This window comes from Alishewanella sp. d11 (genome assembly GCF_049390205.1).
Lineage (GTDB): Bacteria > Pseudomonadota > Gammaproteobacteria > Enterobacterales > Alteromonadaceae > Alishewanella.
In genome coordinates, this window is the sequence record NZ_CP186547.1 from 116561 (window position 1) to 142071 (window position 25511).

Here is a 25511-nt window from a genome sequence, read left to right on the forward strand (position 1 = left end):
CTAAGCACTCTGCAACATTTGCTTTGGCTGCCTCGGCAGCCATTTTTTTATACTTTATCTAACCTTAACAAAAAATGCGTATAACGCCCAAGCGACGCATAGGGCTCTTGCCGGTTGTACTGTAACTCCAGCGCTTCCAGCTCTTGATAGTGGCTTTGTTGCTGGGTGCGATCCCGTAAATAATCATGGAAACAGCGTACACCAGTTTTAGCCAATAACGTGAAACCGGCTTGTTGGCACCACGCCTGAACATCGGCACTGACTAAAGGCTGCTGCGGGTTTAAGCGTACCGGCTTTTTCGCTCGCATGTCGGCTTTAACGTAATCAAAGTTACCATAAAGAATATTACTAAAACGATGCGCATCCTTGTTGTAAAACATCAGCGATAAGATGCCACCAGGCGCGACCCATTGCCTTAATTGTTGGATAGCATCAGCTGGGTTAGCTAGCCATTCCAACACGGCATGACATAACACCAGCGGATAGTGTTTGCCTTGCAACACCTGCGGTAATTGTTGTAACGGGCTATTAAGCACTTGCAGCCGGTCTGTTAGTCCTAGTTCAACCGCTCGCTGCTGCGCTATTTGCAGCATATCGCTTGAAATATCGGTTAAGCAAAGTTGATGACCTAAGGCAGCGAGCTTTAGCGCAATTTGTCCCTGCCCACCGCCAACATCTAAGATCTGACAAGGCTGGCTAAGTAAGGGCAATTCCAATAAATCACGCATCAAAACGGCCTGACGGATTTTACCCTTAGTGGTATGGTAAATATTTTGCGAGAAACGCCCCGCTAAGTTATCAAAATTACGATCGGTTATACCATCACGCATTTAAGATCTCGACACTAAAAATGACTTACGCACTAAGCCGGATTAGCAATATCGACAAAGTGCACCTCAAGCCCTAACTCGGCTGCTATATACTCACCTAAGGCTTTGATACCATAGCGCTCAGTGGCATGATGTCCCGCGGCAATAAAATGAATACCTAACTCGCGTGCGCTATGAATTGTTTGCTCCGACACTTCGCCCGTGACAAATAATTGTGCTCCCGCCGCCGCAGCTTGTTCGATATAGCCCTGACCACCACCGGTGCACCAAGCAATCTTCTGCACCAACCCAATACCTGCATCCTCTACCAGCATCTCACGGCCCAGCGTTTGCCCTAAGCGCTGAGCAATCGCCGCTAAGGGTGTAGCCTCAGCCAAATGACCTTGCTGCAGCACGCCTAACGGCTCTGCAGTTAGCACCGGCTCGGCTTGTTGTACACCTAAGATGTTACCCAGCTGAGCATTGTTACCCAGTACAGGATGAATATCCAAGGGTAAGTGATAAGCCAGCAAATTAATATCATGTCGCAGTAACAGCCCTAAGCGGCGTTTTTTCATGCCGACGACCGGCATGGCTTCGTTTTTCCAAAAATAACCATGATGTACCAAGACGGCATCCGCTTTTAGCGCTACTGCCTGCTCTAACAGGGCTTGGCTAGCCGTCACCCCAGTGACTACAGAACGGATCTGGGCTTTGCCCTCAACCTGCAAGCCATTTGGGCAATAATCTTTGATGCGGTTACTATTTAGTATGTCATCAATAAAGTTAACAAGTTGCTGGCGTTCAATCATGATTATTCCTATTTTTAGCGGCAATCCACTGCCCCATATAACGGGTACTGCGATACGCATGCGATTGTAACATCTGACCGGTAAAATTCATGTGCCGTCGTGCACTTCGCGCGGTGGCGCTCTCGTCTAATAATTGCTGTAACAGCTGCCACACCTGCTTAGCCTGATCTGCGCTAAAGCGCTCAGTTAAGATACGATAACCTTGCTGTTGGGCAGCTTGCCAAGCAGATTCATCCTGATATAAGGCACAAGCCGCTGTGGCAAAGCCTTCGGCGTTATCAGTAATAGCCCCACACCAATCAGCTGGTATATCGCTAAGCGTCATACCCTCTGCCCCCACACTTGTCGTAATGCTCGGCGTACCGCATTGCATGGCCTCTAACAGCTTGCCTTTTAAACCTGCACCAAACTGCAAAGGTGCCAAGCAAAGCCTGGCTTGCTGCATGACGGCTACCGCATCTTCGGCCCAGCCTTTGACTAAAAAACCGTCACGGGCATTATGCAGTGCTGTGGCTTTGGGCGGCGGATAAGCACCATAAATATGCAGCTCAGCCTTGGGGAGTTGTTTGCGGATCAGCGGCCAGATTTGCTGCTTTAGCCATAAGACGGCTTGCCAATTCGGTGCATGCCGAAAATTACCTATACTAATAAACTGGGCACGGTCAGCAAAGTCAGGCACCTGAGCAAAGGGACCTGCTTGCCAAAAGGGGCAATAACACAGTAAGTGCGCTGGAATATGATAATGCTGCTGCAATAGCTGCATTTCGTAACGAGAAATCACTAAGGTTAGATCACAACGATAAATGGCCGCCACTTCGCGATAGGCTAAATCGTTATTTAGCCGCTCGGCGCTAACCGCAGTGGCGACAAGGCTGCTGTCGGCTTTAACGGCTTCATGCCGAGCATGGCGCAGTGCATGCACATCTTCCATATCCAGAATACGCAATGCCTCTGGGCAGGCCTCGGCGACGCGCCAGCCAAACTGCTCTTCCAACATAAAGCGATCGAACATCACGATCTGCGGTGCCAGCGTTTGCAGCCATTGCTGGAAACTGTCGCAATTAAGCACAATGCTCTGCTCCGCTACACCGATACTGGGTAAATCAAAACGATGCGGGCTTTTTTCTGCAGCACTGGCAAAGATCACCTGATAGCCTTGCGTTTGAAACAGCCGAATTAAACTGAGCATGCGGCTGCCCGCTGCGGACGATGCTGGCTCTGGCCAGACGTAACCTATTACAACCAATAAAGGCATGCTTTTCCTATTCGCCTATTAAAAGCGCCATTTTACCGCTTTTAACAATAAAAAATAGGCTAAACCAAAGGCTAGGCTGCTTCAGTATAGCTAAGCGCAAATATTTCAAAATAGCTCTGCATTAACGAGCCCTATTCGATATGGTTTAGGGTATGTGCAGTTTAGGAGGCAGGCAATACATACCAATACACAGCCAAAAAGTGTAATACACTGCCGCCTAACACAAATAAATGCCAAATAAGATGGTGCATATAGAGGCTTTTCCAGACATAGAAAATTACGCCAAAAGAATAACTTAAGCCACCTGCCAATAATAATAGTAACGCACCTGGCGCTAACTGATCTAACATGGGTTTAATGGCAATTAGCACTATCCAACCTAATCCCAGATATAACCCCAGTGACAACTTTTTATATTTCATGCCACTTAAACACTCTAACAGTACACCTGCAATCGCAATGGTCCACACTAGACTGAACAGTGGAATCCCCCAATGCCCTCGCAAACTGACTAAGGTAAAAGGCGTATAAGTGCCGGCAATTAAAATAAAGATAGCAGCATGATCTAATTGCCTTAAACGGAACTTTAGTTGTGGGTTTTCAAAAAAATGATACAGGCTTGAGCTGCTATACAGCAGCACCAGCGAAAAGCCATACAGTATTGCTGCGGTTAGCTGCCAAGGATCGCCTGCAACCGTATGCTGCAACAGCAAAACAGTACCCAACAGCGCCAGCACTGCACCAAAACCATGACTTAATGTATGAAGTTTTTCTTCTAACCGACTGTAATGACTCATTGGACCATGCTGTTTTAAGAGATAACCCGCTCATCTTATCAGCTTTTCCCTGACAACCCAGCTAGCGTGAGAGATTTAAGCGGTTGTTCGTCTTTATTTACAGCAAAACGCCCGCATATCCCTGGGATAGGCTTTCGCTTTCGCCGAGCTTTACGTAGAATCGGCGCATGACCAAAGTACAAGGCAAGCCTAAATAGCACTGCCATAACCGTACTTATTACTTTTTATGCTAACTTTGGAGTCCTCTGATGTCAGAGATCAAACACAGTAAATTGCTTATTTTAGGCTCAGGCCCTGCTGGCTACACGGCTGCTGTCTATGCTGCCCGCGCAAACTTAACCCCAGTATTACTGACCGGTATGCAACAAGGCGGTCAGTTAACCACCACCACGGAAGTCGAAAACTGGCCGGGTGATGCCCATGGTTTGACAGGTCCAGCTTTAATGGAGCGGATGCAAGCTCATGCCGAAGCCTTTAACACTGAAATCGTGTTTGATCATATTCATACCGTCAATTTACAACAACGTCCTTTTATCCTAACCGGTGATAATGGTCAGTACAGCTGCGATGCCTTAATCATTGCTACCGGCGCTTCAGCTAAGTATTTGGGCTTACCGTCTGAACAAGCGTATAGCGGCCGTGGTGTATCAGCCTGTGCAACTTGTGATGGCTTTTTCTACCGCAATCAAAAAGTAGCCGTTGTTGGCGGTGGTAACACTGCAGTTGAAGAAGCACTGTACTTATCTAATATTGCTGCAGAAGTGCATTTAGTACACCGGCGCGATACCTTTAAAGCCGAGAAAATCTTAATTGACCGTTTAATGGCAAAAGTCGCTAGCGGCAATATTATCCTGCACACGCACCGTGAGTTGGAAGAAGTGCTTGGCGACGAGATGGGCGTAACCGGTGTACGCTTAAAATCAACACAAGGTTTAGCCGCGGAAGAAGTCGCTTTACAAGGTGTATTTATTGCTATCGGCCATAAACCGAATACCGATATTTTCGCTGGTCAATTAGAGATGAATGGTGGCTACTTGAAAGTCCAAAGTGGTACTGAAGGCAACGCCACCCAAACTAGCATTGCTGGCGTGTTTGCTGCCGGCGATGTTGCTGATCATATCTACCGTCAAGCAATTACCTCTGCAGGGTCTGGCTGCATGGCGGCACTGGATGCTGAACGCTACTTGGATGCGCTCGCGAAATAACGGCAACTATGCCAATCTATTTACCTGAGCTACTGCCAGAGCAGTTGAGTTTTCCTCCGGTCAGTCAGGCCATGACTGAGCCGGATGGTTTACTGGCCATGGGCGGTGATTTATCGCCCGCTCGGCTGGAGTTAGCCTATCGCTCAGGTATCTTTCCTTGGTTTTCCGCCGGTGATCCCCTTCTGTGGTGGAGCCCCGCAACACGCGCCGTATTCCCACCACAAACCTTAGCGCTTAATCGCACTTTACGTAAACAATGGCAAAGAGGCGCTTATCAGGTCACGCTAAATCATGATTTTGCGGGAGTAATTCGCCAATGTGCCGCACCCAGACCCAGTCAGGCCGAAACCTGGATTTTACCGCCAATGCAGCAAGCGTATTTACGTTTACACCAGCTTGGCTTAGCGCATAGCATTGAAATCTGGCAAGAAGCCTCCCTGGTTGCCGGTTTATATGGCGTACAACTGGGCCAGCTATTTTGTGGCGAATCCATGTTTAATCGCATTGATAATGGTGCAAAATTTGCGCTGATTGCTTTGCAACAGCATTTACAACACTATGCTGAAGGCTGGATTGACTGCCAATTACCCAACCGTTTCTTATTGCAGCTTGGCGCTATTACCATGCCAAGGCCCGATTACTTACAATTACTGCGGCAATTATCTAACCAAGCCGCACCAGCTGGGCATTGGCTGCCGCAACAGCTTTCCTTGTCACCCTCAGCATGAATAGGCTTAGATGACTAATACACCACTCCAATTTGGTATTACCCTTGCGGCCTCTTGTAGCTACTTACCTGAGCAACAAGAACAACTGGCGGTGTTAATGGATCCTAGTCCATTAGATCATCAATTGTATCAACAACTTATTGCCTATAATTTTCGGCGAAGTGGTAATCAAATTTATCGACCACATTGCCCGAGCTGTAACGCCTGCCAGTCGTTACGTATTCCGGTGGCACAATTTACCGCATCGGCGGCACAGCGCCGTATTTTAAGCAAAGCCGCCCGCGCAAAATGGTGCTATCAGCTAACGGCTAGCGCGGTCACTGCCGACGAGTATCAAAGCCTCTTTGCCTTATTTAACCGTTATATTGCTTTTAAACATGCCGATGGCAGTATGTACCCAGCAACGACCGAGCAATTAGATTCGTTAATAACGTCTCGCTGGCAACCTATTCGCTTATTAAAACTGTATCAAGCTGAGCAGCTGATGGCGGTCAGTATTATTGATGATTTAGCAAACAGTTATTCTGCGGTTTACACTTTTTTCGCGCCAGCAGCGGCAAGTTTTTCACCGGGAAAATTAGCCGTACTGTATTTATTGGCTGAGGCCAAAGCGTTAGATCGACAATTTGTTTATCTCGGTTATCAGGTCGATGGCTGTCGAAAAATGGCTTATAAAAGCGAATTTATGCCGCACCAACGTTTTTTTGATGGATATTGGCATTCATTTGCTTAAAAAAGCGCTTGCTGCTTTACTTATCGACGGTATTTCGGCACAATCTGCGCTGTTTTTCCGAAGGCACCCAATTTTATAGAGGCGAGTACGCTGAATGGCGAAAGAAGATGTAATTGAAATGCAAGGTACCATCTTGGATACCCTGCCAAATACGATGTTCAAAGTTGAACTTGAAAATGGTCATGTTGTTATCGCGCATATCTCTGGCAAAATGCGTAAAAACTATATCCGCATTTTAACAGGCGACAAAGTGACTGTTGAATTGACACCTTACGATCTGACTAAAGGCCGTATCGTATTCCGCCAGCGTTAAGTTTCAGCCCGACAGTCCTGCGCTAGCGCTGACTTAACTGGCAAACCCGGCAATCGCCGGGTTTCTGCATTTAACGCAATTCAGTATTAAGCATTAATCATGGCTTTTGCAGACTGATACTCAAACTGTAATGCATTGTCTTGTAAGCTGACTTTCACTTCCCCGCCTGCCACTAAAGCGCCAAACAAAATTTCGTTTGCTAACGGTTTTTTCAGATGTTCTTGAATGACCCTTGCCATAGGCCGAGCACCCATCGCATGATCATACCCTTTTTCAGCTAACCACTGGCGAGCGTCACTGCTTAACTCTAACGACACTTGCTTTTTATCTAACTGGACCTGCAAATCACAAATAAATTTATCCACAATTTGCAAAATAATCTCTTGGTCTAAATGTTTAAACCAGATAATGCCGTCTAAGCGATTACGAAACTCTGGGCTAAAGGTTTTGTTAATTTCGGCCAGCGCATCATGGCTATGGTCTTGCTGTTTAAAACCAATGGATTTACGTATGGTTTCCTGTACCCCAGCGTTGGTGGTCATTACCAACACAACGTTACGGAAATCGATTTTCCGACCATTGTTATCAGTCAGAGTGCCGTGATCCATGACCTGTAACAGAATATTGTAAATATCAGAATGCGCTTTCTCTATTTCATCTAACAATACCACCGAGTAAGGATGTTTAGAGACCGCGTCGGTCAACATCCCGCCTTGTTCAAACCCAACATAACCTGGAGGTGCGCCGATTAATCGGCTTACCGCATGACGCTCCATGTACTCTGACATATCAAAACGCAGTAGCTCAACGCCCATCACTTTTGCCAGCTGTTTAGTCACTTCCGTTTTACCCACACCAGTTGGCCCAGCAAATAAGAAATTCCCAATAGGTTTCTCTTCATTGCCTAAACCCGAGCGGGATAACCGTATCGCGGCCGTTAACACATCGATAGGCTCATTCTGTCCAAATACCACCAGCTTAAGATTACGATCCAAGTTAGCCAGCACATCTTTGTCTGAGGCCGATACTGATTTCTCCGGAATACGCGCCATCTTGGCAATCACTTGCTCAATTTCCGTCACATTGATGGTTTTCTTACGCTTAGAAGCAGGTAACAAACGCTGCGAAGCACCTGCTTCATCAATTACATCGATGGCCTTATCGGGTAGATGCCGCTCATTAATGTACTTCGCCGACAACTCCGCTGCAGCACGCAAAGCTTTTTGTGTGTATTTGACATTGTGATGTTGCTCGTAGCGTTCTTTTAAGCCCAACAAAATGCGGGTGGTATCTTCAACGCTTGGCTCCAACACATCAATTTTTTGGAAACGGCGCACCAACGCAGTATCTTTTTCAAAAATTGACTTAAACTCTTGGTAAGTGGTTGAGCCCATACAACGTAACCGGCCGCTGGATAACAGCGGTTTGATCAGGTTAGACGCATCCATAACCCCACCTGAAGCTGCACCTGCACCAATCACCGTATGGATCTCATCAATAAACAAGATGGCATTTTTCTCGTTTTCGACTTCTTTAAGTAGGGATTTTAAGCGTTTCTCAAAATCACCACGATACTTAGTACCTGCCAGCAAGGCTCCCATATCTAACGAATAAATCGTTGCATCGGCAATCACTTCCGGCACTTGTTGCTGCACAATACGCCAAGCGAGTCCCTCGGCAATCGCCGTTTTACCCACACCAGCCTCACCGACCAATAAAGGGTTATTTTTTTTCCGGCGACACAATACCTGTACTGCCCGCTCAACTTCTGCATCACGGCCAATAAGCGGATCAATCAGGCCATTTTTTGCCTGTACATTTAAATTAGCGGTAAAAGTTTCCAGGTAACGATGCTCTTCCTGTCCTGTTTCGGCTAATTCTTCCTGCTGTTGTTCATCATGCTGATCTAATTTTTCAGTTTTGGTAATGCCGTGCGAGATATAGTTCACAACATCCAGTCGAGTAATATCGGCTTTTTTCAGCAAGTAGACCGCTTGCGATTCTTGCTCTGAAAAGATAGCGACCAACACATTCGCACCGGTTACCTCAGCCTTACCGGATGACTGGACATGAAAGACTGCTCGCTGCAGAACCCGTTGAAAGCCCAACGTAGGCTGAGTATCACGCTCTAAATCGCCCTCGGGCAGTATCGGTGTTGTAGAATCAATAAAACTACCCAGCTCCTGCCGCAGCTGTTCAATGTTAGCGCCACACGATTTCAGTGCTGCACCTGCAGCAGGGTTATCTAATAAGGCTAATAACAGGTGCTCTACGGTCATAAACTCATGCCGGCGGTCACGCGCAAATCTGAATGCGACATTCAGGGTTAACTCAAGATCTTTATTCAACATATACCACTCCTAATCCACCTGAGTTAGTTACTACACCGACGACTGTCGGCTATCCTTTGCTTGCTTAAGCACGCTCCATGGAACAAAGCAGCGGATGCTGATGCTCTTTCGCATACTGAGTCACTTGCTGTACCTTGGTTTCAGCAATTTCTGCCGTGTAAACTCCACACACAGCACTGCCCTCATAATGTACCTTCAGCATCACTTCTGTTGCCCGCTCATATTGCATATTAAAAAATCGGGCTAAAACATCTATAACAAAATCCATCGGGGTGAAATCATCATTATGCAAAATCACCTTGTACATGGGAGGCGGTGCCAGCCGCTGCCTAGTGAGTTCAGCAAGATCATCATTATGTACGTTAGGATTATTAAAACCGCTCATATATCAACTATAGCCATGCTTGCGCCATCCAGCAAAGGCGCTTTTATTAAAATTGCGTAAAGTTTTCAGCTTAATTTCAGCAAAAAACTTGACTGTCTGTACAAATTATCTACATTAGATATTGGAGTAATAAATACTCTACTACTAGTGCATCACTAGCATACAGAATATAGCTAACTTAGAGAAGGAAGTAAGTAGTATGGCTACCGGTAAAGTAAAATGGTTCAATAATGCAAAGGGATTTGGGTTTATCCGGGAAGATGGTCGCGATGAAGATATCTTCGCCCATTATTCAACCATCAGCATGGACGGCTACCGCACGCTAAAAGCGGGACAAGACGTGGTCTTTGATTTGTCAGAAGGGCCAAAGGGCTTACATGCAGTAAATATCAAACTGCCTGGCGAAGAATAAGCTAAACCGATTTCTTGCACGCTGTTCCTGGCTAAGTTTCTTAGCCCAAAAATTAAGGCGCTAAACCGGAGTTTAGCGCCTTAATGCTTTTTACTGAATAGCGATTATAACGCGGCTAAGGCTGCATTTAATGTCGCACTTGGACGCATTGCTGCGGCGGCTTTCGCTTGATCTGGACGGAAATAACCGCCGATATCAACCGCTTTACCTTGTACACCATTTAATTCCGCCAGAATTTGCTGCTCATTGGCATGCAGTGTCTCGGCAAGCTTAGCAAAACGCGCGGCTAAGGCAGCATCAGCGGTTTGTTTTGCCATAGCATCGGCCCAGTACATTGCCAGATAAAAATGGCTACCACGGTTATCCAGCTCACCCGCTTTACGACGTGGCGATTTGTCATTGTCAAGGAACAAGGCTGTCGCTTGGTCTAACGTATCAGCCAGAATTTGCGCTACTTTGTTATCAGCAACCTGTGCTAGATGCTCTAAAGAAGCGGCTAAGGCTAAAAACTCGCCCAAAGAATCCCAACGTAAGTGGTTTTCTTGCACAAACTGCTCAACGTGCTTAGGTGCAGAACCACCCGCTCCCGTTTCAAATAAACCGCCACCGTTCATTAACGGCACAATAGACAACATCTTGGCACTTGTACCCAGCTCTAAAATAGGGAACAAGTCGGTTAAGTAATCACGTAATACGTTGCCGGTAACAGAAATCGTATCTAACCCTTGCTTCATCCGCGCTAAGCTATGACGCGTAGCTTCAACCGGCGACATAATTTGAATATCCAAGCCGTTGGTATCGTGGTCTTTTAAGTAGCTTTGTACTTTCTTGATTAATTCAGCGTCGTGCGCACGAGCACTGTCTAACCAGAATACCGCTGGGGTATTACTTAAACGCGAACGATTAACGGCAAGTTTTACCCAATCACGAATTGGCGCGTCTTTAACTTGGCACATACGCCAGATATCGCCGGCTTCTACCACATGGCTAAACAGGGTTTCGCCTTGGCTATTGGTAACAACGACAGTCCCTGCGGCTGAAATTTCGAAGGTCTTATCGTGTGAACCGTACTCTTCAGCTTTTTGCGCCATTAAACCCACGTTGGGGACTGAGCCCATAGTACGAGGATCAAAAGCACCGTTTTTACGGCAAAAATCAATCGTCTCTTGATAAACACCGGCATAACAACGATCTGGGATCACCGCCTTAGTGTCTTGCAACTGACCGTCTGGACCCCACATTTGGCCCGAGCTTCTGATCATCGCCGGCATAGAGGCATCAATAATCACATCACTTGGTACATGCAGGTTAGTGATACCTTTATCTGAATTCACCATTGCCATAGCAGGCTTAGTTGCATACAAGGCATTGATATCAGCAACAATGGCATCTTGCTCGGCTTGTGGTAGATTTTTCAGCTTGGCATACAGATCGCCAAAACCATTGTTTACATCTACACCCAACTGAGCAAAAGTCTCAGCGTATTTAGCAAAAATCTCTTGATAGAACACCTTAACGGCATGACCAAACATGATAGGGTCAGAAACTTTCATCATGGTGGCTTTTAAGTGCAGAGAAAACAGCACGCCTTGCGCTTTGGCATCAGCAATTTGTTCCGCATAGAAAGCACACAACGCTTTAGCGCTCATAAAGGTGGCATCCACCACTTCACCAGCTAATACGGCAACTTTCTCTTTTAATACCTGCACACTGCCATCGGCTTTGTGTAAGCTAATGTTCAGCACATCATCTGCCGCCATAGTGGCAGATTGCTCAGAGCCGTAAAAATCACCAGCCGTCATATGAGCAACGTGAGATTTTGAGCTTGAGCTCCAAGCACCCATGCTATGCGGGTTTTTACGAGCATATTGCTTAACTGAAGCGGGTGCGCGACGATCTGAGTTACCTTCACGCAATACTGGGTTTACCGCTGAGCCTTTGATTTTGTCGTAACGCGCTTTAACATCGCGCTCTTGCTCAGTTTTTGGCTCTTCCGGATATTCAGGCAACGCATAACCTTGCGCTTGTAACTCTTTTACTGCCGCTTTTAATTGCGGTACTGAGGCACTGATATTCGGTAACTTAATAATGTTGGCATCAGGTTGTTTTGCTAATTCGCCCAGCTCCGCTAAATCATCATTGATACGTTGTTCAGCGGTTAAAAATTCTGGAAAGCTGGCAATAATACGGCCAGATAAGGAAATATCGCGGGTTTCAACGGCTACACCCGCCGCAGCAGAAAAGGCCTCGATAACAGGCAGTAAAGACTGAGTGGCCAATGCTGGCGCTTCATCAGTAATGGTGTAAATGATTTTTGCACTTTCTTTCGACATGTTAGTTCCTGTATTGTAATCGCCGGATCGCCATGACAAAGCCATTGCCACCCAAGTGTGGAAATTGTTTTAAACGCAGCCAAACGAAGCGTTTAGATTATATCAGCATCAAACCGATTAAAACAGGCGCATGCTGCGTCTGAGGCGTTTGCGGTCAAACATGAATATTGTTGCCAGTAACAACCAAGCCCCTATTCAAGTCATAAATTAGAGATTAAGTGTGAATATAACTAAAGCTGGAGCCAGGCAAAAACATAAGGCTTTTTCGAAAAAAAACAATAGGACTAAGGTAGAAATTCCATTGTTGGTGCTTTTTAATAAGCCCTACGATGTGCTTAGCCAATTCACTGATAACAGCCAGCCGCCACGGGCAACACTGGCTGATTTTATTGCAATTCCAGCGGTATATGCTGCTGGCCGTTTAGATCGTGACAGCGAAGGCTTATTGCTATTAACCAATTGCGGCCGTATTCAGCAAAAAATCAGTGATCCAAAATTTAAAGCACCAAAAACCTATTGGGTTCAGGTAGAGGGTGTAATCAGCGATCAGGCGTTAAACCAACTGGCGCAAGGCGTTCAACTCAATGATGGTCTTACCCTACCTGCGGTTGCCGAGCGTATTGCTGAACCTGCGTTATGGCCTCGTCAGCCACCTGTTCGTTATCGCGCGGCCATTCCAACCAGTTGGCTAAGTTTGACCATAACCGAAGGACGTAACCGTCAGGTACGAAGGATGACCGCGGCAGTAGGGTTTCCAACGCTTCGCTTAATACGCGCCCAAATTGGGCCATGGCAGCTTGGCGATCTAATGCCTGGGGAAAACCGTATCATTAGGTTGACGAATAACGAATTTTAATCTGTTAGGTCTTGCTAAAACTGCAAGTACCTTCGCAAAAGGATGTCTTAATGAGCAGAAGCCGCCTCCATCTTACTGTTGCCGCTGTGATTGTCTTTGATAATAAATTTTTACTGGTTGAAGAACGCGATAAGCTTGGCGGGCACAAAGTACTGAATCAGCCTGCCGGACATATGGAAGAAGACGAAGATCTGATAAGTGCCGTGTGTCGCGAAGTCGCCGAAGAAACCGGATTAATCCTCAAGCCGGATGCTTGGCTGGGTATTTCGCAACTGCAAGCCAGTAATGCGCATACCTATATTAGAGTGAATTTCTTATTTGAACCGACACATTTACCTACGCACTACCAACCGCAAGACAGTGATATTCTAGCGTTACATTGGTTGGACGAAGCTGAACTGGCGGCACAACAGATCCCGGTGCGCAGCCAATTGGTGACCAATGCGATTACGGCTTATCGACAAGGGATAAAACTGCCCCTTGACCTTATCAACCCCTTACTCTGGGTTTGAGCACTGTTATAGCGGTATATTTTCATACCGCAAATCCGCCTTAGCCAGACTATCTTAGCGAAGTTGCCCCTTACTGCCGTTTTTTGAAACGGAATTTAATGTTATAATCCGCGCCTTTCTTTTTGGGCTAAGTTAAGCGCGGTATTATGTCTGACAACAGCATGTCTGATCACAGCAGTAAAAAAGTCATCGTCGGCATGTCCGGCGGCGTAGATTCTTCTGTTTCTGCCTGGTTGCTATTGCAACAAGGCTATCAGGTTGAAGGCCTGTTTATGAAAAACTGGGAAGAAGACGATAATGATGAATACTGTGCTGCCGCTGAAGATATGGCCGATGCACAAGCCGTCTGTGACAAGTTGGGTATTAAATTACACAAGGTAAACTTTGCTGCTGAATATTGGGATAATGTGTTTGAGTATTTTTTAGCGGAATACAAAGCCGGTCGTACGCCGAACCCCGATATTATGTGTAACAAAGAAATTAAGTTTAAAGCATTTTTAGAATTCGCGGCCGAAGCGTTAAACGCCGATTATATTGCAACAGGTCATTATGTCCGCCGCCGTTATCAAGCTGGCCATTGGCAAATGTTGCGCGGGCTGGATAACAACAAAGATCAGAGCTACTTCCTTTATACCCTGGCAGAGCAGCATATTGCCCAAACCTTGTTCCCCGTTGGCGAGTTGGAAAAACCCGCTGTTCGCGCCATTGCCGAACAACAAGGTCTAGTCACCCATGATAAAAAAGACTCCACCGGGATCTGCTTTATTGGTGAGCGCAAATTTAAAGATTTTCTGCAGCAATATTTACCGGCTCAGCCTGGGGATATTGTAAGCATCGATGATGGGAAAGTGATTGGGCGGCATGAAGGCTTGATGTATCACACCCTTGGTCAGCGCAAAGGGTTGGGCATAGGCGGTCTGCGTGATGGTGGTGATGATCCTTGGTATGTTGTGGCTAAAGATCTGGAAAAAAACCATTTATTAGTAGCACAAGGCCATGATCATCCGGCTTTATTATCAAAAGGATTAATTGCCACGCAACTGCATTGGGTTGATCGTACTGGCCCTACCGCGCCAATGCGCCTTACCGTCAAAACCCGTTATCGGCAAACCGATATTGCTTGTAGCGTGACCCCTGCAGCAGATGGTCGCTTAACGGTGATTTTTGATCAACCACAAAAAGCGGTAACACCGGGTCAATCTGCGGTATTTTATCTTGATGAAGTATGCCTTGGTGGCGGTATTATTGATGAGGCGCTAATTTAAATGGAAACTTCTTTACAGACTCAAATGATTGCCTTGGCTGCCTTATGTCAAGCGGCAAAGCTGGTGCAAAGTATCGCTCGTAGTAGTGAATCGCAGCAGGCGCAATTAGAGATTATTTTGGGTAGCGTTGTAAATTTAAACCCTGCTACCCCGCTGGATATTTATGGCGGTGAGCTAGCTAATTTAAAGCCAGGTTTTGAACTTATTATTGAACAACTGGGCGATAAACCACAAAAAGATGTTGAGCTTACTCGCTACTTGGTCGGTGTGCTTGGGTTAGAACGCAGGCTGAATAAAAATAAAAACAACCTGAATGAGCTTGGCAACCAACTAAGCCAGCTAGAACGTCAATTACAACATTTTAGCGTAACCGACGACACTATCATTGCTAAACTTGCCGATATTTACAGCGAATGTATCAGTAGTTTAGGCGCACGGATCCAAATATACGGGCAACCAGAGCTACTGAGCCAAAGCAGCGTACAACATAAAGTCAGAGCCTTGTTGCTAGCAGCGGTGCGCGCTGCCGTGCTATGGCGACAGGCAGGGGGAAGCCGCTTACACTTTATTTTTAAACGAAAGAAATTATTAGCTGCAGCACAAGCTGCCCTTGCCAATATTTAATCACGCACAGTAATCAGGAGTTATCATGGAACTTAATGCCCTTACCGCAATTTCGCCGGTAGATGGCCGTTACGGTAGCAAAGCTGCCAGCTTACGCCCAATTTTCAGCGAGTTCGGTTTAATTAAATACCGGGTTACCGTTGAAGTGCGATGGTTACAACAACTTGCGGCAGAGCCTAAAATTACTGAAGTGCCTGCTTTATCAGCAGAGGCTAACGCGGTCTTAGATCGCATCGTCACCGACTTTAGTTTAGCCGATGCCGAACGTGTTAAAGAGATTGAACGCACCACCAACCACGATGTAAAAGCAGTAGAGTATTTACTAAAGGAAAAAGTAGCTACCAATACCGAGCTGCTGGCCATTACTGAGTTTATTCACTTTGCCTGTACCTCAGAAGACATCAATAACTTATCACATGCATTAATGCTACGCGAAGCACGTGATACCGTGTTATTACCAGAATGCGATGCGCTACTTGCTGCTATTAAAGCATTAGCATTAGATTTAAAAGCCGTGCCTATGATGGCGAGAACCCACGGCCAGCCAGCATCTCCCACTACCATGGGTAAAGAAATGGCCAACGTCTATGTGCGTTTAAAGCGCCAGCGTGAGCAAATTGCTGCTGTAAGCCTACTGGGTAAAATCAATGGCGCAGTGGGTAACTATAATGCGCATTTATCCGCCTACCCTGAGATTGATTGGCATGCCTTTGCTGAGCGTTTTGTTACTTCATTAGGGGTTACTTGGAACCCCTACACCACACAAATTGAACCGCATGATTATATTGCCGAGCTGTTTGATGCTATCGCTCGCTTTAACACGATTTTGCTCGACTTTGACCGCGATGTCTGGGGTTATATTGCGCTTGGTCACTTCAAGCAAAAAACCGTTGCGGGCGAAATTGGCTCCTCGACCATGCCACACAAGGTTAACCCTATCGACTTTGAAAATTCAGAAGGTAACCTGGGTATTGCCAATGCACTGTTTAACCATTTATCGGCCAAGTTGCCGGTTTCTCGTTGGCAGCGCGATCTAACCGACTCTACAGTACTGCGTAATTTAGGCGTAGGTTTTGGTTATACCCTGATTGCTTATCAAGCGACTTTAAAAGGCATTAGCAAACTGGAAGTAAATGAAGCGAATTTACGCGCTGAGTTAGACGCTAACTGGGAATTATTGGCTGAGCCAGTACAAACCGTTATGCGTAAGTATGGTATTGAAAAACCTTATGAAAAACTCAAAGAGCTAACGCGTGGTAAACGCATTACTGCTGCCGACTTAGCCCTATTTATCGATGGTTTAGAGTTACCTTTGCAGGTGAAAGCAGAGATGAAACAGCTTACACCTGCAGGTTATATTGGTGATGCGATTCGCTTGGTTGAGCTACTCGACTAACCTTGCTTACAATATCATAAGTGAAATAGAACTAGCCGACAGTATGTCGGCTAGTTACCTTAGCTGGGTAACCAAAGTTGTTTTATAAATGTGTTGGGGAAATTAGCTCGCCAACTGAACCAACTACTCCAGCTAACACATACCCAGGCTTTTCAACGCCTCTGTAATAAGGACCCTAACATGTACCAATTAAATCTGGGTGAATTAAGCCTCGCTGATTTTATGCAGCAATACTGGCAAAAGAAGCCACTGCTGATTAAGCAAGGTTTTCAGCAATTTCAAGATCCCCTCTCTGCGGACGAGCTGGCAGGCTTAGCATTAGAGGATGATGTTGAATCCCGCTTAGTGCAATGCACAGACGGCAATTGGCAACTGGAAACCGGCCCTTTTGAGGATTTTACCCGCTTTGGTGAGAAAGACTGGACCATTCTGGTACAAGCCGTTGATCACTGGCATCCTCCTGCAGCGGCGTTAATTGAACCTTTCCGCTTTATTCCGAACTGGCGTATTGATGACTTGATGGTTAGCTTCTCGACGCCAGGCGGTGGTGTTGGCCCACATCTTGACCAATATGATGTGTTTATTATTCAAGGTGAAGGTAAGCGGCACTGGCGTGTTGGTATGCCCGACCCCAGCTTAAAATCAATTTGTCCGCATCCACGCTTACTGCAAGTCACGCCTTTTACCGCCTGTATTGATGTCATTATGGAACCTGGTGACATTTTGTATATCCCACCTGGTTGCCCGCATGACGGTATTTCGATTGAGAACAGCTTGAACTATTCGGTAGGCTTCAGAGCGCCCGCCCAAAAAGATTTACTCACGGGCTTAACGGACTATCTGATTGATAATGATTTTGTTGGTAAACGCTTTAGTGATGCCGATCGTACACTAAATAGCGAAATAGGCGCGATTAGCGAGCAAGATTTGGATCAAGTACAACAATTACTGTTGCAACTGATCAGCGATCGCTCACAACTACCCATCTGGTTCGGTCAGTTTATTACTCAGCCAAAACACGAACTGGATCAGCAAGAGCCCGATCCACACTATGCAGCCGACGAAATTGCGGAATACCTTGAAGAAGGTTCAGTATTAGGTCGACTGGGTGGCTTACGTTGTAGCTATTATCAAGCCCAAACTGATAGCGATATTCAGTTATTTATCAATGGCAATCGTATCGTTTTACCGGCTGAAGAATATACTACCGCGAAGCTGCTGTGCGACAGTCCGAGAATCGATCAACAACAGTGTTTACATTTTATTGCTCGCGAAGAGCGTTTAATGTTGATCACTGATTTGATTAATCAGGGCTTGTGGTATTTCGAGGAGTAGGCTGTTTAAAGCCGCTCTGGCGTTATTTTTCAGCGCTAAGCTCTCAGCACAGCCGTTAAAATGGCTGTGCTTTCGTAAAGAAAATATTACACCTGACGCCAAAGCAGTGCTTTGCTAATACTAACTTAATGATAATTAAACTCTGTTTTGCTTCTTGTTAAGCCAAGAACCCCCATCTTGACCTCAGCATTACTGTACTGGCACGACCAGCGACTTTTTAACAACAAAGCTGGCATAAAGTTGTACTAAATGATACATTCCGCGGCATATAAAAAAGGCACAGTTTACGTAAACGTAAAGCAAAGCCTTATCCATAATATTAGTTAGCCTCCAAGGGAGTCCACCGTGGCAGTATTCAATCATCCTGAATTTGATCAACATGAACAAGTCGTTTTTTGCAGTGATCAGGAAACTGGCTTAAAAGCCATTATTGCTGTTCATAGCACACGTTTAGGTCCCGCTGTTGGCGGCTGCAGGTTATGGGATTATGCCAGCGATGAAGATGCGCTGGTTGATGTTTTGCGTTTATCACGCGGTATGACTTATAAAAATGCCATGGCAGGTTTGCCGTTAGGTGGCGGTAAATCCGTGATTATTGGTAATGCAAAAACCATTAAATCAGAAGCCTTATTCCGTGCTTTCGGTCGGATGATCCATCGCTTAAACGGCAGTTATTACAGTGCTGAAGATGTGAATATCACCACACACGATATTATGCAGGTGAATCAGGAGACGCCTTTTGTGGCTGGTTTAGAGGGAAAAAGTGGTAACCCCGGCCCATTCACAGCTTTAGGCACTTATCAAGGCATTAAAGCCGCAGCCCTGCATCAGTTTGGCTCGGCTGATTTAGCGGGTAAAACCGTAGCCATTCAGGGGCTAGGTAGCGTTGGCTTCTATTTATGTGAACATTTACATAAAGAAGGCGCTAAACTGATTGTTACTGATATCAACCAAGAGGCGATAAACCGCGCTGTGACACAATTTGGCGCCACAGCCGTAGGTTTAGATGAAATCTACGCTGCACCAGCGGATGTATATGCACCTTGCGCACTGGGTGCTACCTTAAATGATGATACCATTCCACAGTTAAAAGCTAAGATTGTGGCTGGTTGTGCCAATAACCAATTAAAACGGCCAGAGCATGGCGAAAAACTGCGTGAGCTGGGTATTCTTTACGCCCCTGATTATGTAATTAATGCCGGTGGTATTATTAACGTTGCCTTTGAAATGCGTCCGCAAGGTTATAACGCAGCAGAATCGACTGCAAAAGTCATGCAGATATTTGATACCTTACTGACGATTTTCCGCCGTGCTGATACTGAAAAATTATCGACAAGTGCTATTGCCGATATTATGGCTCAAGAAATTATTGCGCGCGGTAAAGCGAGTTAAACTCAAGTGTTGCCCTAGCCTGAAGCCGCTTGCTTGCTGCTTCAGGCTAGCGTTTATCAACTAGCAGCACGCTATCGACACCCAAATTGATCTTGTTAAGAAGGTTGCTCTAAGCTTACACATTGCTATACGGCTACACTAGCTGCTGTAATACCTCCCAACCTATTACCATTAAACAAAGCCCGATCACCACTACAACGCCAATATTAATCCAAAAATCATCCGCTTTACGCTTTCTTACCACGACTTTACGGCTTACCACTTTCGCTTTAGTCGCTGGCTGCTTTGCGGTTTTATTCGCTGTAGCGGCAATTTCTTTAAAGGTTCTTTCTCTTTCTAATCTTTCTGAGTTTTCTGCTTTCATCTTACTTATAACAACCTTATATAAGCAGTAAAATTGGTCGCGCTGATTATTGTGAGTATTGAGCAGCTAAAGCCTGTAGCTCGGTACCAGTAAGCCGAGTGATCCGCCAATCATGCATCAATTTAGCGCCCTGTGACTGATAAAAATCAATAGCAGGTTGATTCCAATCCAGAACGGACCATTCAAAACGACCACAACCACGCGCTACAGCCAAATTGGCTAAGTAACTAAGAAGCAATTTACCCAAGCCCTTACCACGAAAAGCCGGTAACACAAATAAATCCTCTAAATACAAACCCGGCTGCGCTAAAAAAGTGGAGTAATTGTGGAAAAACAGCGCAAAACCGGCGGGCTCTCCGGCATATTCCACGATCACAACTTCTGCAGCTGGATTATCGCCAAATAAGCTTTTAATTAATTGTTGTTCGGTAGCCACAACTTGATCGGCTAGCTTTTCATACTCAGCTAATCCCTGAATAAAGGATAAGATTAACGCACTATCTTCAATGGTTGCTAAACGAATTCTGCTCTGTTGCATCCGGCTTTACCTATTGTTATTTATGATTTTTTTAGCTGTTCTATTCTACGCTGATTAGTAAACAGAAGCATAGCTTTTAACGCATTAATGTTTATGCCTTTTTATAAAAGACTCCCCTCGGTGCAGCCAGCTTAAAGCTAGGCTTACCCACTGATTTAACGGAATAAAAAAACCGCAGCAAGCTGCGGTTTTTCTAGATATGATGTTAGCTCAAACGGGCTTAAGCAGCCGCTTTAGTACTAACACTCATTGCTTCTAGTACACCCGGCTTAAAGCTATCCACACTGATGGCTTTAAAGCGCAGTTTATTCATATGCTCTAGCGTTGCAGCTTCTTCCGCGGTAATAATAGCTGCAGCCAAGGCTTGCTTAATGCTATCAGCTAACGGTTGTTTCCGCGGCAATTGCCCAGCTTTCTGCGCTTGTGCTAGCTTTTTCAGTAACGGCTGCGCATTATGCATCGCAACAAAGGCTGATTCCATTAAGCCAGTGGCGTCATTCTCATCTGCACCAACGTAGCATAAGTGCGTTAAGCGATCGCGCACTACAGATGGCTTAGATAAGGCTTCACAGATTTGTTGCGCCACGTCATCCGCTGGCATCTTGTAACCAATACCGAATGGGAACACCAAGGTGCGAATAGTACGGGCCACAATACGATTCGGGAAGTTAGCAAAGAAACCATCAAAGGCCTTACCAATTTCATACAAGGCACGCTGCACGCTGTAATGCACGAACGGCAGATCGGCTTGTTGACGGCCATTGTCTTCATAAAACTTCAGCACCGCTGAAGCAATATACAACTGACTTAACACATCGCCTAAACGCGCAGATAGCATCTCTTTACGTTTTAAATCGCCGCCTAGCATTAGCATCGAAATATCAGCACTTAAGGCCAAAGCGCGGCTCATGCGGCTTAATTGCTTATAGTAACGGGCAGTATCACCCGATACTGGCGCACCATTAAAGGCACCGGCGGTTAAGCCTTGCCATAAGGCTGAGAAGGTATTGCCAATGGCAAACCCAACATGTGCCATTAACAGCTTATCAAACTGCGCTAAGCCTTCTTCTGCATTCGGATTCGCTGCGGCTTCTAATTCTGCCAATACGTAGGGGTGACAACGGGTAGCGCCTTGTCCAAAAATCATCAGATTGCGCGTTAAAATATTGGCACCTTCTACCGTAATAGAGATCGGCACACCCATATAGCCATGCGCTAAGTAGTTCATCGGGCCACATTGAATGGCTTTACCGGCATGAATATCAAAGGCATCGTTTAATAACACGCGTGACATTTCTGTCATATGGTATTTGGCGATAGCCGTAACAACAGAGGGGCTTAATTTTAAATCAATGGCACCCGCGGTCATCACCCGCATCGCTTCTAGGGTATAGGTTAAGCCACCAATACGGGCTAAACCTTCTTGTACGCCCTCAAACTTAACGATAGACATACCAAATTGCTGACGCACGTAACCATAAGCACCGGTCATCCGCGTGGCTAAATGGCCAGTAGCAGTAGCCAAGGCAGGTAAGGAAATACCGCGACCTGCTGATAAACACTCTACCAGCATGCGCCAGCCACGACCGGCGTACGATGGACCACCGATAATCCAATCCAACGGAATAAACACATCTTTACCGTAGGTGGTGCCGTTCATAAAGGCCATATTCATGGGGAAATGGCGATCACCGATTTGTACACCAGGATGACTGGTTGGGATTAACGCACAGGTGATACCTAACTCTTCTTTATCGCCTAACAGCTTATCCGGATCATACATTTTAAAGGCCAAACCAAGTACGGTGGCAACAGGCGCTAAGGTGATGTAGCGTTTATCCCAGTTTAAGCGAATGCCTAATACCTCTTTGCCTTCAAACTGGCCTTTACAGACCACACCGCTGTCAGGGATACCACCCGCATCAGAACCTGCTTCAGGGCCTGTTAAAGCAAAGCACGGTACATCGGTCCCATTGGCTAAAGTTGGTAACCAGCGATTTTTCTGCTCTTCAGTACCGTAGTGCATCAATAACTCACCTGGGCCTAACGAGTTAGGCACCATGATCGTCACCGCGGCCGTTAAGCTACGCGTGGCAATACGTGACACTATGGTTGAGTTAGCAATGGCAGAAAACTCGCGACCACCGTAGCTCTTAGGAATAATCATCGCGAAGAAACCTTCACGCTTAATGTAGTTCCAAACCTCTACCGGTAAATCACGTTGCTCTTGTACGATTTTATAATCGTCCAACATTTTAAGCAGCGTCTCAACCTGATTATCCATAAAAGCTTGCTCGTCTTTCGACAGCTCGGCTTTTGGAATAGCATGTAACTTCTGCCAATCTGGCTTGCCTTTAAACAGTTCGCCATCCCACCAAACATCGCCAGCTTCCATCGCTTCACGTTCAGTATCAGACAGCGGCGGTAAGATCTTTTTAAAGATAGCAAAAACCGGTTTGGTAATAAGACTACGGCGCACTGAGGTTACCCCCAACAGCACCGCTAAGATTGCGATTAAAATTAAAAAATATACCATTTCAGCTTCCTTCCAGCGTCAGGCTACAGTTCTAGTGGGTGTTAATATTGCTTGATTAAAAATTGGGGCAGCGATACCTGCCGATAAATAAGGGATTAGGCGCTGGATCACACCTTCGATATCCACCGCTTCATCAAAGTCTGCTAGCGCAATTTCAGCTAAGGCGTCATTTGATGCCATGGTGAATACAATAGATCCAAGCGCAAAGTGTAAGCGCCAAAACAGCTCGCTTTGCGGCAAATGCGGGCAGCTTTGTTGCACCAATAAAACAAACTTATCTAGGGTACGCCCATAGTGGTGGTTTATGAACCAACGTAAATGCCCTTGCACGTCCGTATAGCCACGACCAAGTAGCTGCAGGAAAGTGCGAGTGCCTTTGCGCTGAATGCTATTTAGCTCCAGCAAGGGTTTCACAAAAACCGCCAGTACATTGGGTAAATGATTTGGCTTGGTGCTAGCTAATAACACATCAAATTCTTGATCTAACCTTGGCATCAATACTTGCAAATAACGCTGCAACACCGCCTGAATCAGTTCCTTCTTGGAACCAAAATGATAATTCACCGACGCGAGATTCACCTCTGCTTTGGTGGTAATTTGGCGTAAAGAGGTGTCATTAAACCCAGATTCTGCGAATAAATTTTGCGCAGCATCAAGGATTTTTTGTTGGGTATTCAGCTTAGCATTCATCAAATTCAAACACACCATTTAAACACTTGTTTGAAATGTACGTTTGAATCACTGGTCTGTCAAGTAACAAATGCATTACTGGTCTGAACAGCGGTTATTTGTGATAATAATTAGCCAGCATTAGTCTTTCACTGGCAAACCGCTATAAGATGGCAGCAAAGGGGTTTGCAGAAACGCAACCTAAGGTATTTTCTAAGGAGCTTGCAATGAATGTGGTTGAGGTTAAACACCCACTGGTCCAACATAAAATTGGTTTACTACGTGAAGCTGATATCAGTACAAGGCAATTCCGGCAACTGGCTATTGAGCTCGGTAGTTTACTGACCTATGAAGCAACCAAAGATCTTCCTACTGAAAATGTAACTATTGACGCTTGGAGTGGCCCCTGTGATATAGCGCAAATTCAAGGTAAAAAAGTGACCATCGTACCTATCTTACGTGCTGGTTTAGGCATGTTAGATGGTGTTTTGGATTTAATCCCAAGCGCACGCATTAGTGTTGTTGGCATTTATCGTGATGAGACAACGTTAAAACCTGTTCCCTACTTTCAGAAATTGGCACCTGAGATTGAACAGCGACTGGCTATTATTATCGATCCGATGCTGGCCACTGGCGGCTCTATGATTGCGACTATTGATCTGCTTAAAGCTCAGGGTTGCAAGCAAATTAAAGCCTTAGTGCTGGTTGCTGCGCCAGAGGGCATTCAAGCGCTTGCCAGTGCTCATCCCGATATCGAACTTTATACCGCTGCAATTGACCAAGGGTTAAATGCGCATGGTTATATTTTACCGGGTTTGGGTGATGCGGGTGACAAGTTGTTTGGTACAAAATAATGACGAATGAATTGAGTAGGCAATTAATCCCATGGGCTTATACCAGCAAGCTTGGCATTACTGTTCGTGGTTTACACAGCCAGCCCACTGGCAAACCCGTGCTGCACTTCTTGCACGGTAACGGTTTTTGCGGTTTAACTTACCAGCCTATGTTGGCGCATCTATCTAATGACTATGATTTGTTTTTATCCGATGCGCAAGGACATGGTGACAGTGACAACGGTCAAGATTTTTTAGGCTGGAATAATGCAGCAGAGATTTCTGCCCAAGCCTGGCTAGCTCATCAATCGCGGTTTGGTGAAGTTGCAGTATACGGTCTTGGTCACAGTTTTGGCGGCGTATTAACGTCATTGATGCACGCAGAATACCCTGAACTCTTCAAAGGCTTAGTATTACTCGATCCAGTACTTTTCCCGCCTTCAATGTTGTTACTTGCAAGAACATTAGAAGGGGTTCGCTTATTTAAAAAAAATCCGTTAGCCAAAGCGGCATTAAAACGCCGCCAACATTGGCCTGATCGAGCGACAGCCTTTAGCTATTTCCAAAGCCGTAGTTTATTTAGTAACTGGCATCCCGATGCCTTACAAGCCTATGTAAACCATGCCTTAGCCGATGCAGAACAAGGCGTAATGCTGAAATGCCCACCACAGCGCGAAGCCGATGTATTTAGTTCTTACCCAAGAGGGTTATGGCCAGCATTACGAAATGCCAAGGCACCGATAAAGATTTTTTATGGTGAACAGACCTTCCCCTTTGTAGTCAAAGCAGTAAATAAATGGCAACAGCTTAATAACGGTGTACAAAGCCAACAAGTACCGGGTGGTCACTGTTTTATGCAAGAACAGCCTGAACAAAGTGCGCTTCGAGTAAGCGCAACCTTGCAGGATTTTCGTGCTGGTAAATAGCTATGCCATAACGCCTTACGGTATAATGTGCAAAATTTATTGAGAATGTGATAATGAAAAAACTTGTCATACTAAGTGCATTATTTTTAACTGCTTGTAGTCAACTACCGCACTTTGGAACAGAAAAAAAAC

General features: G+C 45.7%; 25 protein-coding genes. 14 read left to right on the plus strand and 11 right to left on the minus strand.

Translation table 11 applies throughout. From position 1 onward, the window contains the following. Positions 1-47 precede the first annotated feature (47 nt). The 4 genes from ACO1PK_RS00525 to trhA all read right to left on the minus strand — a co-directional run bounded on the left by ACO1PK_RS00525 (position 48) and on the right by trhA (position 3673). Complete coding sequence (locus tag ACO1PK_RS00525; protein WP_423186739.1) at positions 48-830, minus strand: methyltransferase; 783 nt, start codon at positions 828-830, stop codon at positions 48-50. Between the two features lie 32 nt (positions 831-862). Beyond that, positions 863-1621 carry a Nif3-like dinuclear metal center hexameric protein gene (locus ACO1PK_RS00530; protein ID WP_423186740.1) on the minus strand — a complete coding sequence of 253 codons (759 nt, stop codon included), beginning with the start codon at positions 1619-1621 and terminating at the stop codon, positions 863-865. Next, complete coding sequence (locus ACO1PK_RS00535; RefSeq protein WP_423186741.1) at positions 1614-2876, minus strand: glycosyltransferase; 1263 nt, start codon at positions 2874-2876, stop codon at positions 1614-1616. The genes ACO1PK_RS00530 and ACO1PK_RS00535 overlap by 8 nt, the downstream gene beginning before the upstream one ends. 161 nt (positions 2877-3037) lie before the next feature. Then, the gene (gene trhA / locus ACO1PK_RS00540; protein ID WP_423186742.1) at positions 3038-3673 is read right to left on the minus strand and encodes a PAQR family membrane homeostasis protein TrhA; all 636 of its coding nucleotides are present in this window, start codon (positions 3671-3673) and stop codon (positions 3038-3040) included. Positions 3674-3921: 248 nt separating this feature from the next. Between trhA and trxB the strand changes: the two genes are divergently transcribed. From trxB to infA, 4 genes are all read left to right on the plus strand, one after another. Then, on the plus strand, positions 3922-4878 hold the full coding sequence (trxB, locus tag ACO1PK_RS00545; protein WP_423186743.1) for a thioredoxin-disulfide reductase: 957 nt from the start codon (positions 3922-3924) through the stop codon (positions 4876-4878). 8 nt (positions 4879-4886) lie between these two features. Continuing rightward, positions 4887-5606 carry a leucyl/phenylalanyl-tRNA--protein transferase gene (gene aat, locus ACO1PK_RS00550; RefSeq protein ID WP_423186744.1) on the plus strand — a complete coding sequence of 240 codons (720 nt, stop codon included), beginning with the start codon at positions 4887-4889 and terminating at the stop codon, positions 5604-5606. Positions 5607-5616: 10 nt separating this feature from the next. Further along, positions 5617-6339: an arginyltransferase gene (locus tag ACO1PK_RS00555; protein ID WP_423186745.1), complete on the plus strand. Its 723-nt coding sequence runs from the start codon at positions 5617-5619 to the stop codon at positions 6337-6339. Between the two features lie 94 nt (positions 6340-6433). Next, positions 6434-6652: a translation initiation factor IF-1 gene (gene infA, locus ACO1PK_RS00560; RefSeq protein WP_008610216.1), complete on the plus strand. Its 219-nt coding sequence runs from the start codon at positions 6434-6436 to the stop codon at positions 6650-6652. 86 nt (positions 6653-6738) lie between these two features. Here the strand turns inward: infA and clpA are convergent, their stop codons facing one another. Together clpA and clpS are read right to left on the minus strand one after the other, a co-directional pair. Next, a complete protein-coding gene (gene clpA, locus ACO1PK_RS00565) occupies positions 6739-9003 on the minus strand; it encodes an ATP-dependent Clp protease ATP-binding subunit ClpA (RefSeq protein ID WP_423186746.1) in 2265 nt (754 codons plus the stop codon). A gap of 64 nt (positions 9004-9067) precedes the next feature. After that, a complete protein-coding gene (gene clpS, locus ACO1PK_RS00570; protein WP_423186747.1) occupies positions 9068-9388 on the minus strand; it encodes an ATP-dependent Clp protease adapter ClpS in 321 nt (106 codons plus the stop codon). A gap of 199 nt (positions 9389-9587) precedes the next feature. Between clpS and cspD the strand changes: the two genes are divergently transcribed. After that, complete coding sequence (gene cspD, locus ACO1PK_RS00575) at positions 9588-9800, plus strand: cold shock domain-containing protein CspD (protein WP_019676583.1); 213 nt, start codon at positions 9588-9590, stop codon at positions 9798-9800. Positions 9801-9904: 104 nt separating this feature from the next. On the opposite strand, the gene ACO1PK_RS00580 is transcribed toward cspD, so the two are convergent. After that, complete coding sequence (locus tag ACO1PK_RS00580) at positions 9905-12133, minus strand: NADP-dependent isocitrate dehydrogenase (RefSeq protein ID WP_423186748.1); 2229 nt, start codon at positions 12131-12133, stop codon at positions 9905-9907. A gap of 220 nt (positions 12134-12353) precedes the next feature. Between ACO1PK_RS00580 and ACO1PK_RS00585 the strand changes: the two genes are divergently transcribed. The 7 genes from ACO1PK_RS00585 (at position 12354) to ACO1PK_RS00615 (ending at position 19513) form a co-directional block, all read left to right on the plus strand. Then, positions 12354-12989: an rRNA large subunit pseudouridine synthase E gene (locus ACO1PK_RS00585; protein WP_423186749.1), complete on the plus strand. Its 636-nt coding sequence runs from the start codon at positions 12354-12356 to the stop codon at positions 12987-12989. 50 nt (positions 12990-13039) lie between these two features. Beyond that, positions 13040-13501 (plus strand): NUDIX domain-containing protein, encoded by a 462-nt coding sequence (locus ACO1PK_RS00590; protein ID WP_423186750.1) that lies wholly within the window; start codon positions 13040-13042, stop codon positions 13499-13501. 161 nt (positions 13502-13662) lie between these two features. Then, positions 13663-14766, plus strand: a complete 1104-nt coding sequence (gene mnmA, locus ACO1PK_RS00595; RefSeq protein WP_423188249.1) for a tRNA 2-thiouridine(34) synthase MnmA — start codon at positions 13663-13665, stop codon at positions 14764-14766. Further along, the gene (gene hflD, locus ACO1PK_RS00600; protein ID WP_423186751.1) at positions 14767-15390 is read left to right on the plus strand and encodes a high frequency lysogenization protein HflD; all 624 of its coding nucleotides are present in this window, start codon (positions 14767-14769) and stop codon (positions 15388-15390) included. Positions 15391-15415: 25 nt separating this feature from the next. Then, a complete protein-coding gene (gene purB / locus ACO1PK_RS00605) occupies positions 15416-16786 on the plus strand; it encodes an adenylosuccinate lyase (protein ID WP_423186752.1) in 1371 nt (456 codons plus the stop codon). A 180-nt stretch (positions 16787-16966) separates the two neighbouring features. Continuing rightward, positions 16967-18121 carry a JmjC domain-containing protein gene (locus ACO1PK_RS00610; protein WP_423186753.1) on the plus strand — a complete coding sequence of 385 codons (1155 nt, stop codon included), beginning with the start codon at positions 16967-16969 and terminating at the stop codon, positions 18119-18121. A gap of 345 nt (positions 18122-18466) precedes the next feature. Further along, a complete protein-coding gene (locus ACO1PK_RS00615) occupies positions 18467-19513 on the plus strand; it encodes a Leu/Phe/Val dehydrogenase (RefSeq protein ID WP_423186754.1) in 1047 nt (348 codons plus the stop codon). Between the two features lie 133 nt (positions 19514-19646). Here the strand turns inward: ACO1PK_RS00615 and ACO1PK_RS00620 are convergent, their stop codons facing one another. From ACO1PK_RS00620 to ACO1PK_RS00635, 4 genes are all read right to left on the minus strand, one after another. Beyond that, positions 19647-19877, minus strand: a complete 231-nt coding sequence (locus ACO1PK_RS00620; RefSeq protein WP_423186755.1) for a hypothetical protein — start codon at positions 19875-19877, stop codon at positions 19647-19649. 46 nt (positions 19878-19923) lie between these two features. Continuing rightward, the gene (locus ACO1PK_RS00625) at positions 19924-20415 is read right to left on the minus strand and encodes a GNAT family N-acetyltransferase (protein ID WP_423186756.1); all 492 of its coding nucleotides are present in this window, start codon (positions 20413-20415) and stop codon (positions 19924-19926) included. Between the two features lie 220 nt (positions 20416-20635). Further along, positions 20636-22951, minus strand: a complete 2316-nt coding sequence (locus tag ACO1PK_RS00630; protein WP_423186757.1) for an acyl-CoA dehydrogenase — start codon at positions 22949-22951, stop codon at positions 20636-20638. Positions 22952-22969: 18 nt separating this feature from the next. After that, positions 22970-23641 (minus strand): TetR/AcrR family transcriptional regulator, encoded by a 672-nt coding sequence (locus ACO1PK_RS00635; RefSeq protein WP_423188250.1) that lies wholly within the window; start codon positions 23639-23641, stop codon positions 22970-22972. A gap of 206 nt (positions 23642-23847) precedes the next feature. On the opposite strand from ACO1PK_RS00635, the gene upp reads away from it, so the two are divergent. Together upp and ACO1PK_RS00645 are read left to right on the plus strand one after the other, a co-directional pair. Beyond that, positions 23848-24474 (plus strand): uracil phosphoribosyltransferase, encoded by a 627-nt coding sequence (gene upp / locus ACO1PK_RS00640; RefSeq protein WP_423186758.1) that lies wholly within the window; start codon positions 23848-23850, stop codon positions 24472-24474. Continuing rightward, a complete protein-coding gene (locus tag ACO1PK_RS00645; RefSeq protein WP_423186759.1) occupies positions 24474-25379 on the plus strand; it encodes an alpha/beta fold hydrolase in 906 nt (301 codons plus the stop codon). Before upp ends, ACO1PK_RS00645 begins: the two co-directional genes overlap by 1 nt. Positions 25380-25511: the final 132 nt, after the last annotated feature.

Excerpts from the sequence above, each read along its gene's own strand:
- cspD (WP_019676583.1), top strand. The coding sequence starts at position 9,588 with ATGGCTACCGGTAAAGTAAAATGGTTCAATAATGCAAAGGGATTTGGG.
- ACO1PK_RS00610 (WP_423186753.1), top strand. The coding sequence starts at position 16,967 with ATGTACCAATTAAATCTGGGTGAATTAAGCCTCGCTGATTTTATGCAG.
- trhA (WP_423186742.1), bottom strand. The coding sequence starts at position 3,673 with ATGAGTCATTACAGTCGGTTAGAAGAAAAACTTCATACATTAAGTCAT.
- clpS (WP_423186747.1), bottom strand. The coding sequence starts at position 9,388 with ATGAGCGGTTTTAATAATCCTAACGTACATAATGATGATCTTGCTGAA.
- ACO1PK_RS00625 (WP_423186756.1), bottom strand. The coding sequence starts at position 20,415 with ATGCAACAGAGCAGAATTCGTTTAGCAACCATTGAAGATAGTGCGTTA.
- mnmA (WP_423188249.1), top strand. The coding sequence starts at position 13,663 with ATGTCTGATCACAGCAGTAAAAAAGTCATCGTCGGCATGTCCGGCGGC.
- trxB (WP_423186743.1), top strand. The coding sequence starts at position 3,922 with ATGTCAGAGATCAAACACAGTAAATTGCTTATTTTAGGCTCAGGCCCT.
- upp (WP_423186758.1), top strand. The coding sequence starts at position 23,848 with ATGAATGTGGTTGAGGTTAAACACCCACTGGTCCAACATAAAATTGGT.
- ACO1PK_RS00535 (WP_423186741.1), bottom strand. The coding sequence starts at position 2,876 with ATGCCTTTATTGGTTGTAATAGGTTACGTCTGGCCAGAGCCAGCATCG.
- ACO1PK_RS00645 (WP_423186759.1), top strand. The coding sequence starts at position 24,474 with ATGACGAATGAATTGAGTAGGCAATTAATCCCATGGGCTTATACCAGC.
- aat (WP_423186744.1), top strand. The coding sequence starts at position 4,887 with ATGCCAATCTATTTACCTGAGCTACTGCCAGAGCAGTTGAGTTTTCCT.
- ACO1PK_RS00635 (WP_423188250.1), bottom strand. The coding sequence starts at position 23,641 with ATGAATGCTAAGCTGAATACCCAACAAAAAATCCTTGATGCTGCGCAA.
- infA (WP_008610216.1), top strand. The coding sequence starts at position 6,434 with ATGGCGAAAGAAGATGTAATTGAAATGCAAGGTACCATCTTGGATACC.
- clpA (WP_423186746.1), bottom strand. The coding sequence starts at position 9,003 with ATGTTGAATAAAGATCTTGAGTTAACCCTGAATGTCGCATTCAGATTT.
- hflD (WP_423186751.1), top strand. The coding sequence starts at position 14,767 with ATGGAAACTTCTTTACAGACTCAAATGATTGCCTTGGCTGCCTTATGT.
- ACO1PK_RS00530 (WP_423186740.1), bottom strand. The coding sequence starts at position 1,621 with ATGATTGAACGCCAGCAACTTGTTAACTTTATTGATGACATACTAAAT.
- ACO1PK_RS00580 (WP_423186748.1), bottom strand. The coding sequence starts at position 12,133 with ATGTCGAAAGAAAGTGCAAAAATCATTTACACCATTACTGATGAAGCG.
- ACO1PK_RS00555 (WP_423186745.1), top strand. The coding sequence starts at position 5,617 with ATGACTAATACACCACTCCAATTTGGTATTACCCTTGCGGCCTCTTGT.
- ACO1PK_RS00620 (WP_423186755.1), bottom strand. The coding sequence starts at position 19,877 with ATGAAAGCAGAAAACTCAGAAAGATTAGAAAGAGAAAGAACCTTTAAA.
- ACO1PK_RS00590 (WP_423186750.1), top strand. The coding sequence starts at position 13,040 with ATGAGCAGAAGCCGCCTCCATCTTACTGTTGCCGCTGTGATTGTCTTT.
- purB (WP_423186752.1), top strand. The coding sequence starts at position 15,416 with ATGGAACTTAATGCCCTTACCGCAATTTCGCCGGTAGATGGCCGTTAC.
- ACO1PK_RS00630 (WP_423186757.1), bottom strand. The coding sequence starts at position 22,951 with ATGGTATATTTTTTAATTTTAATCGCAATCTTAGCGGTGCTGTTGGGG.
- ACO1PK_RS00525 (WP_423186739.1), bottom strand. The coding sequence starts at position 830 with ATGCGTGATGGTATAACCGATCGTAATTTTGATAACTTAGCGGGGCGT.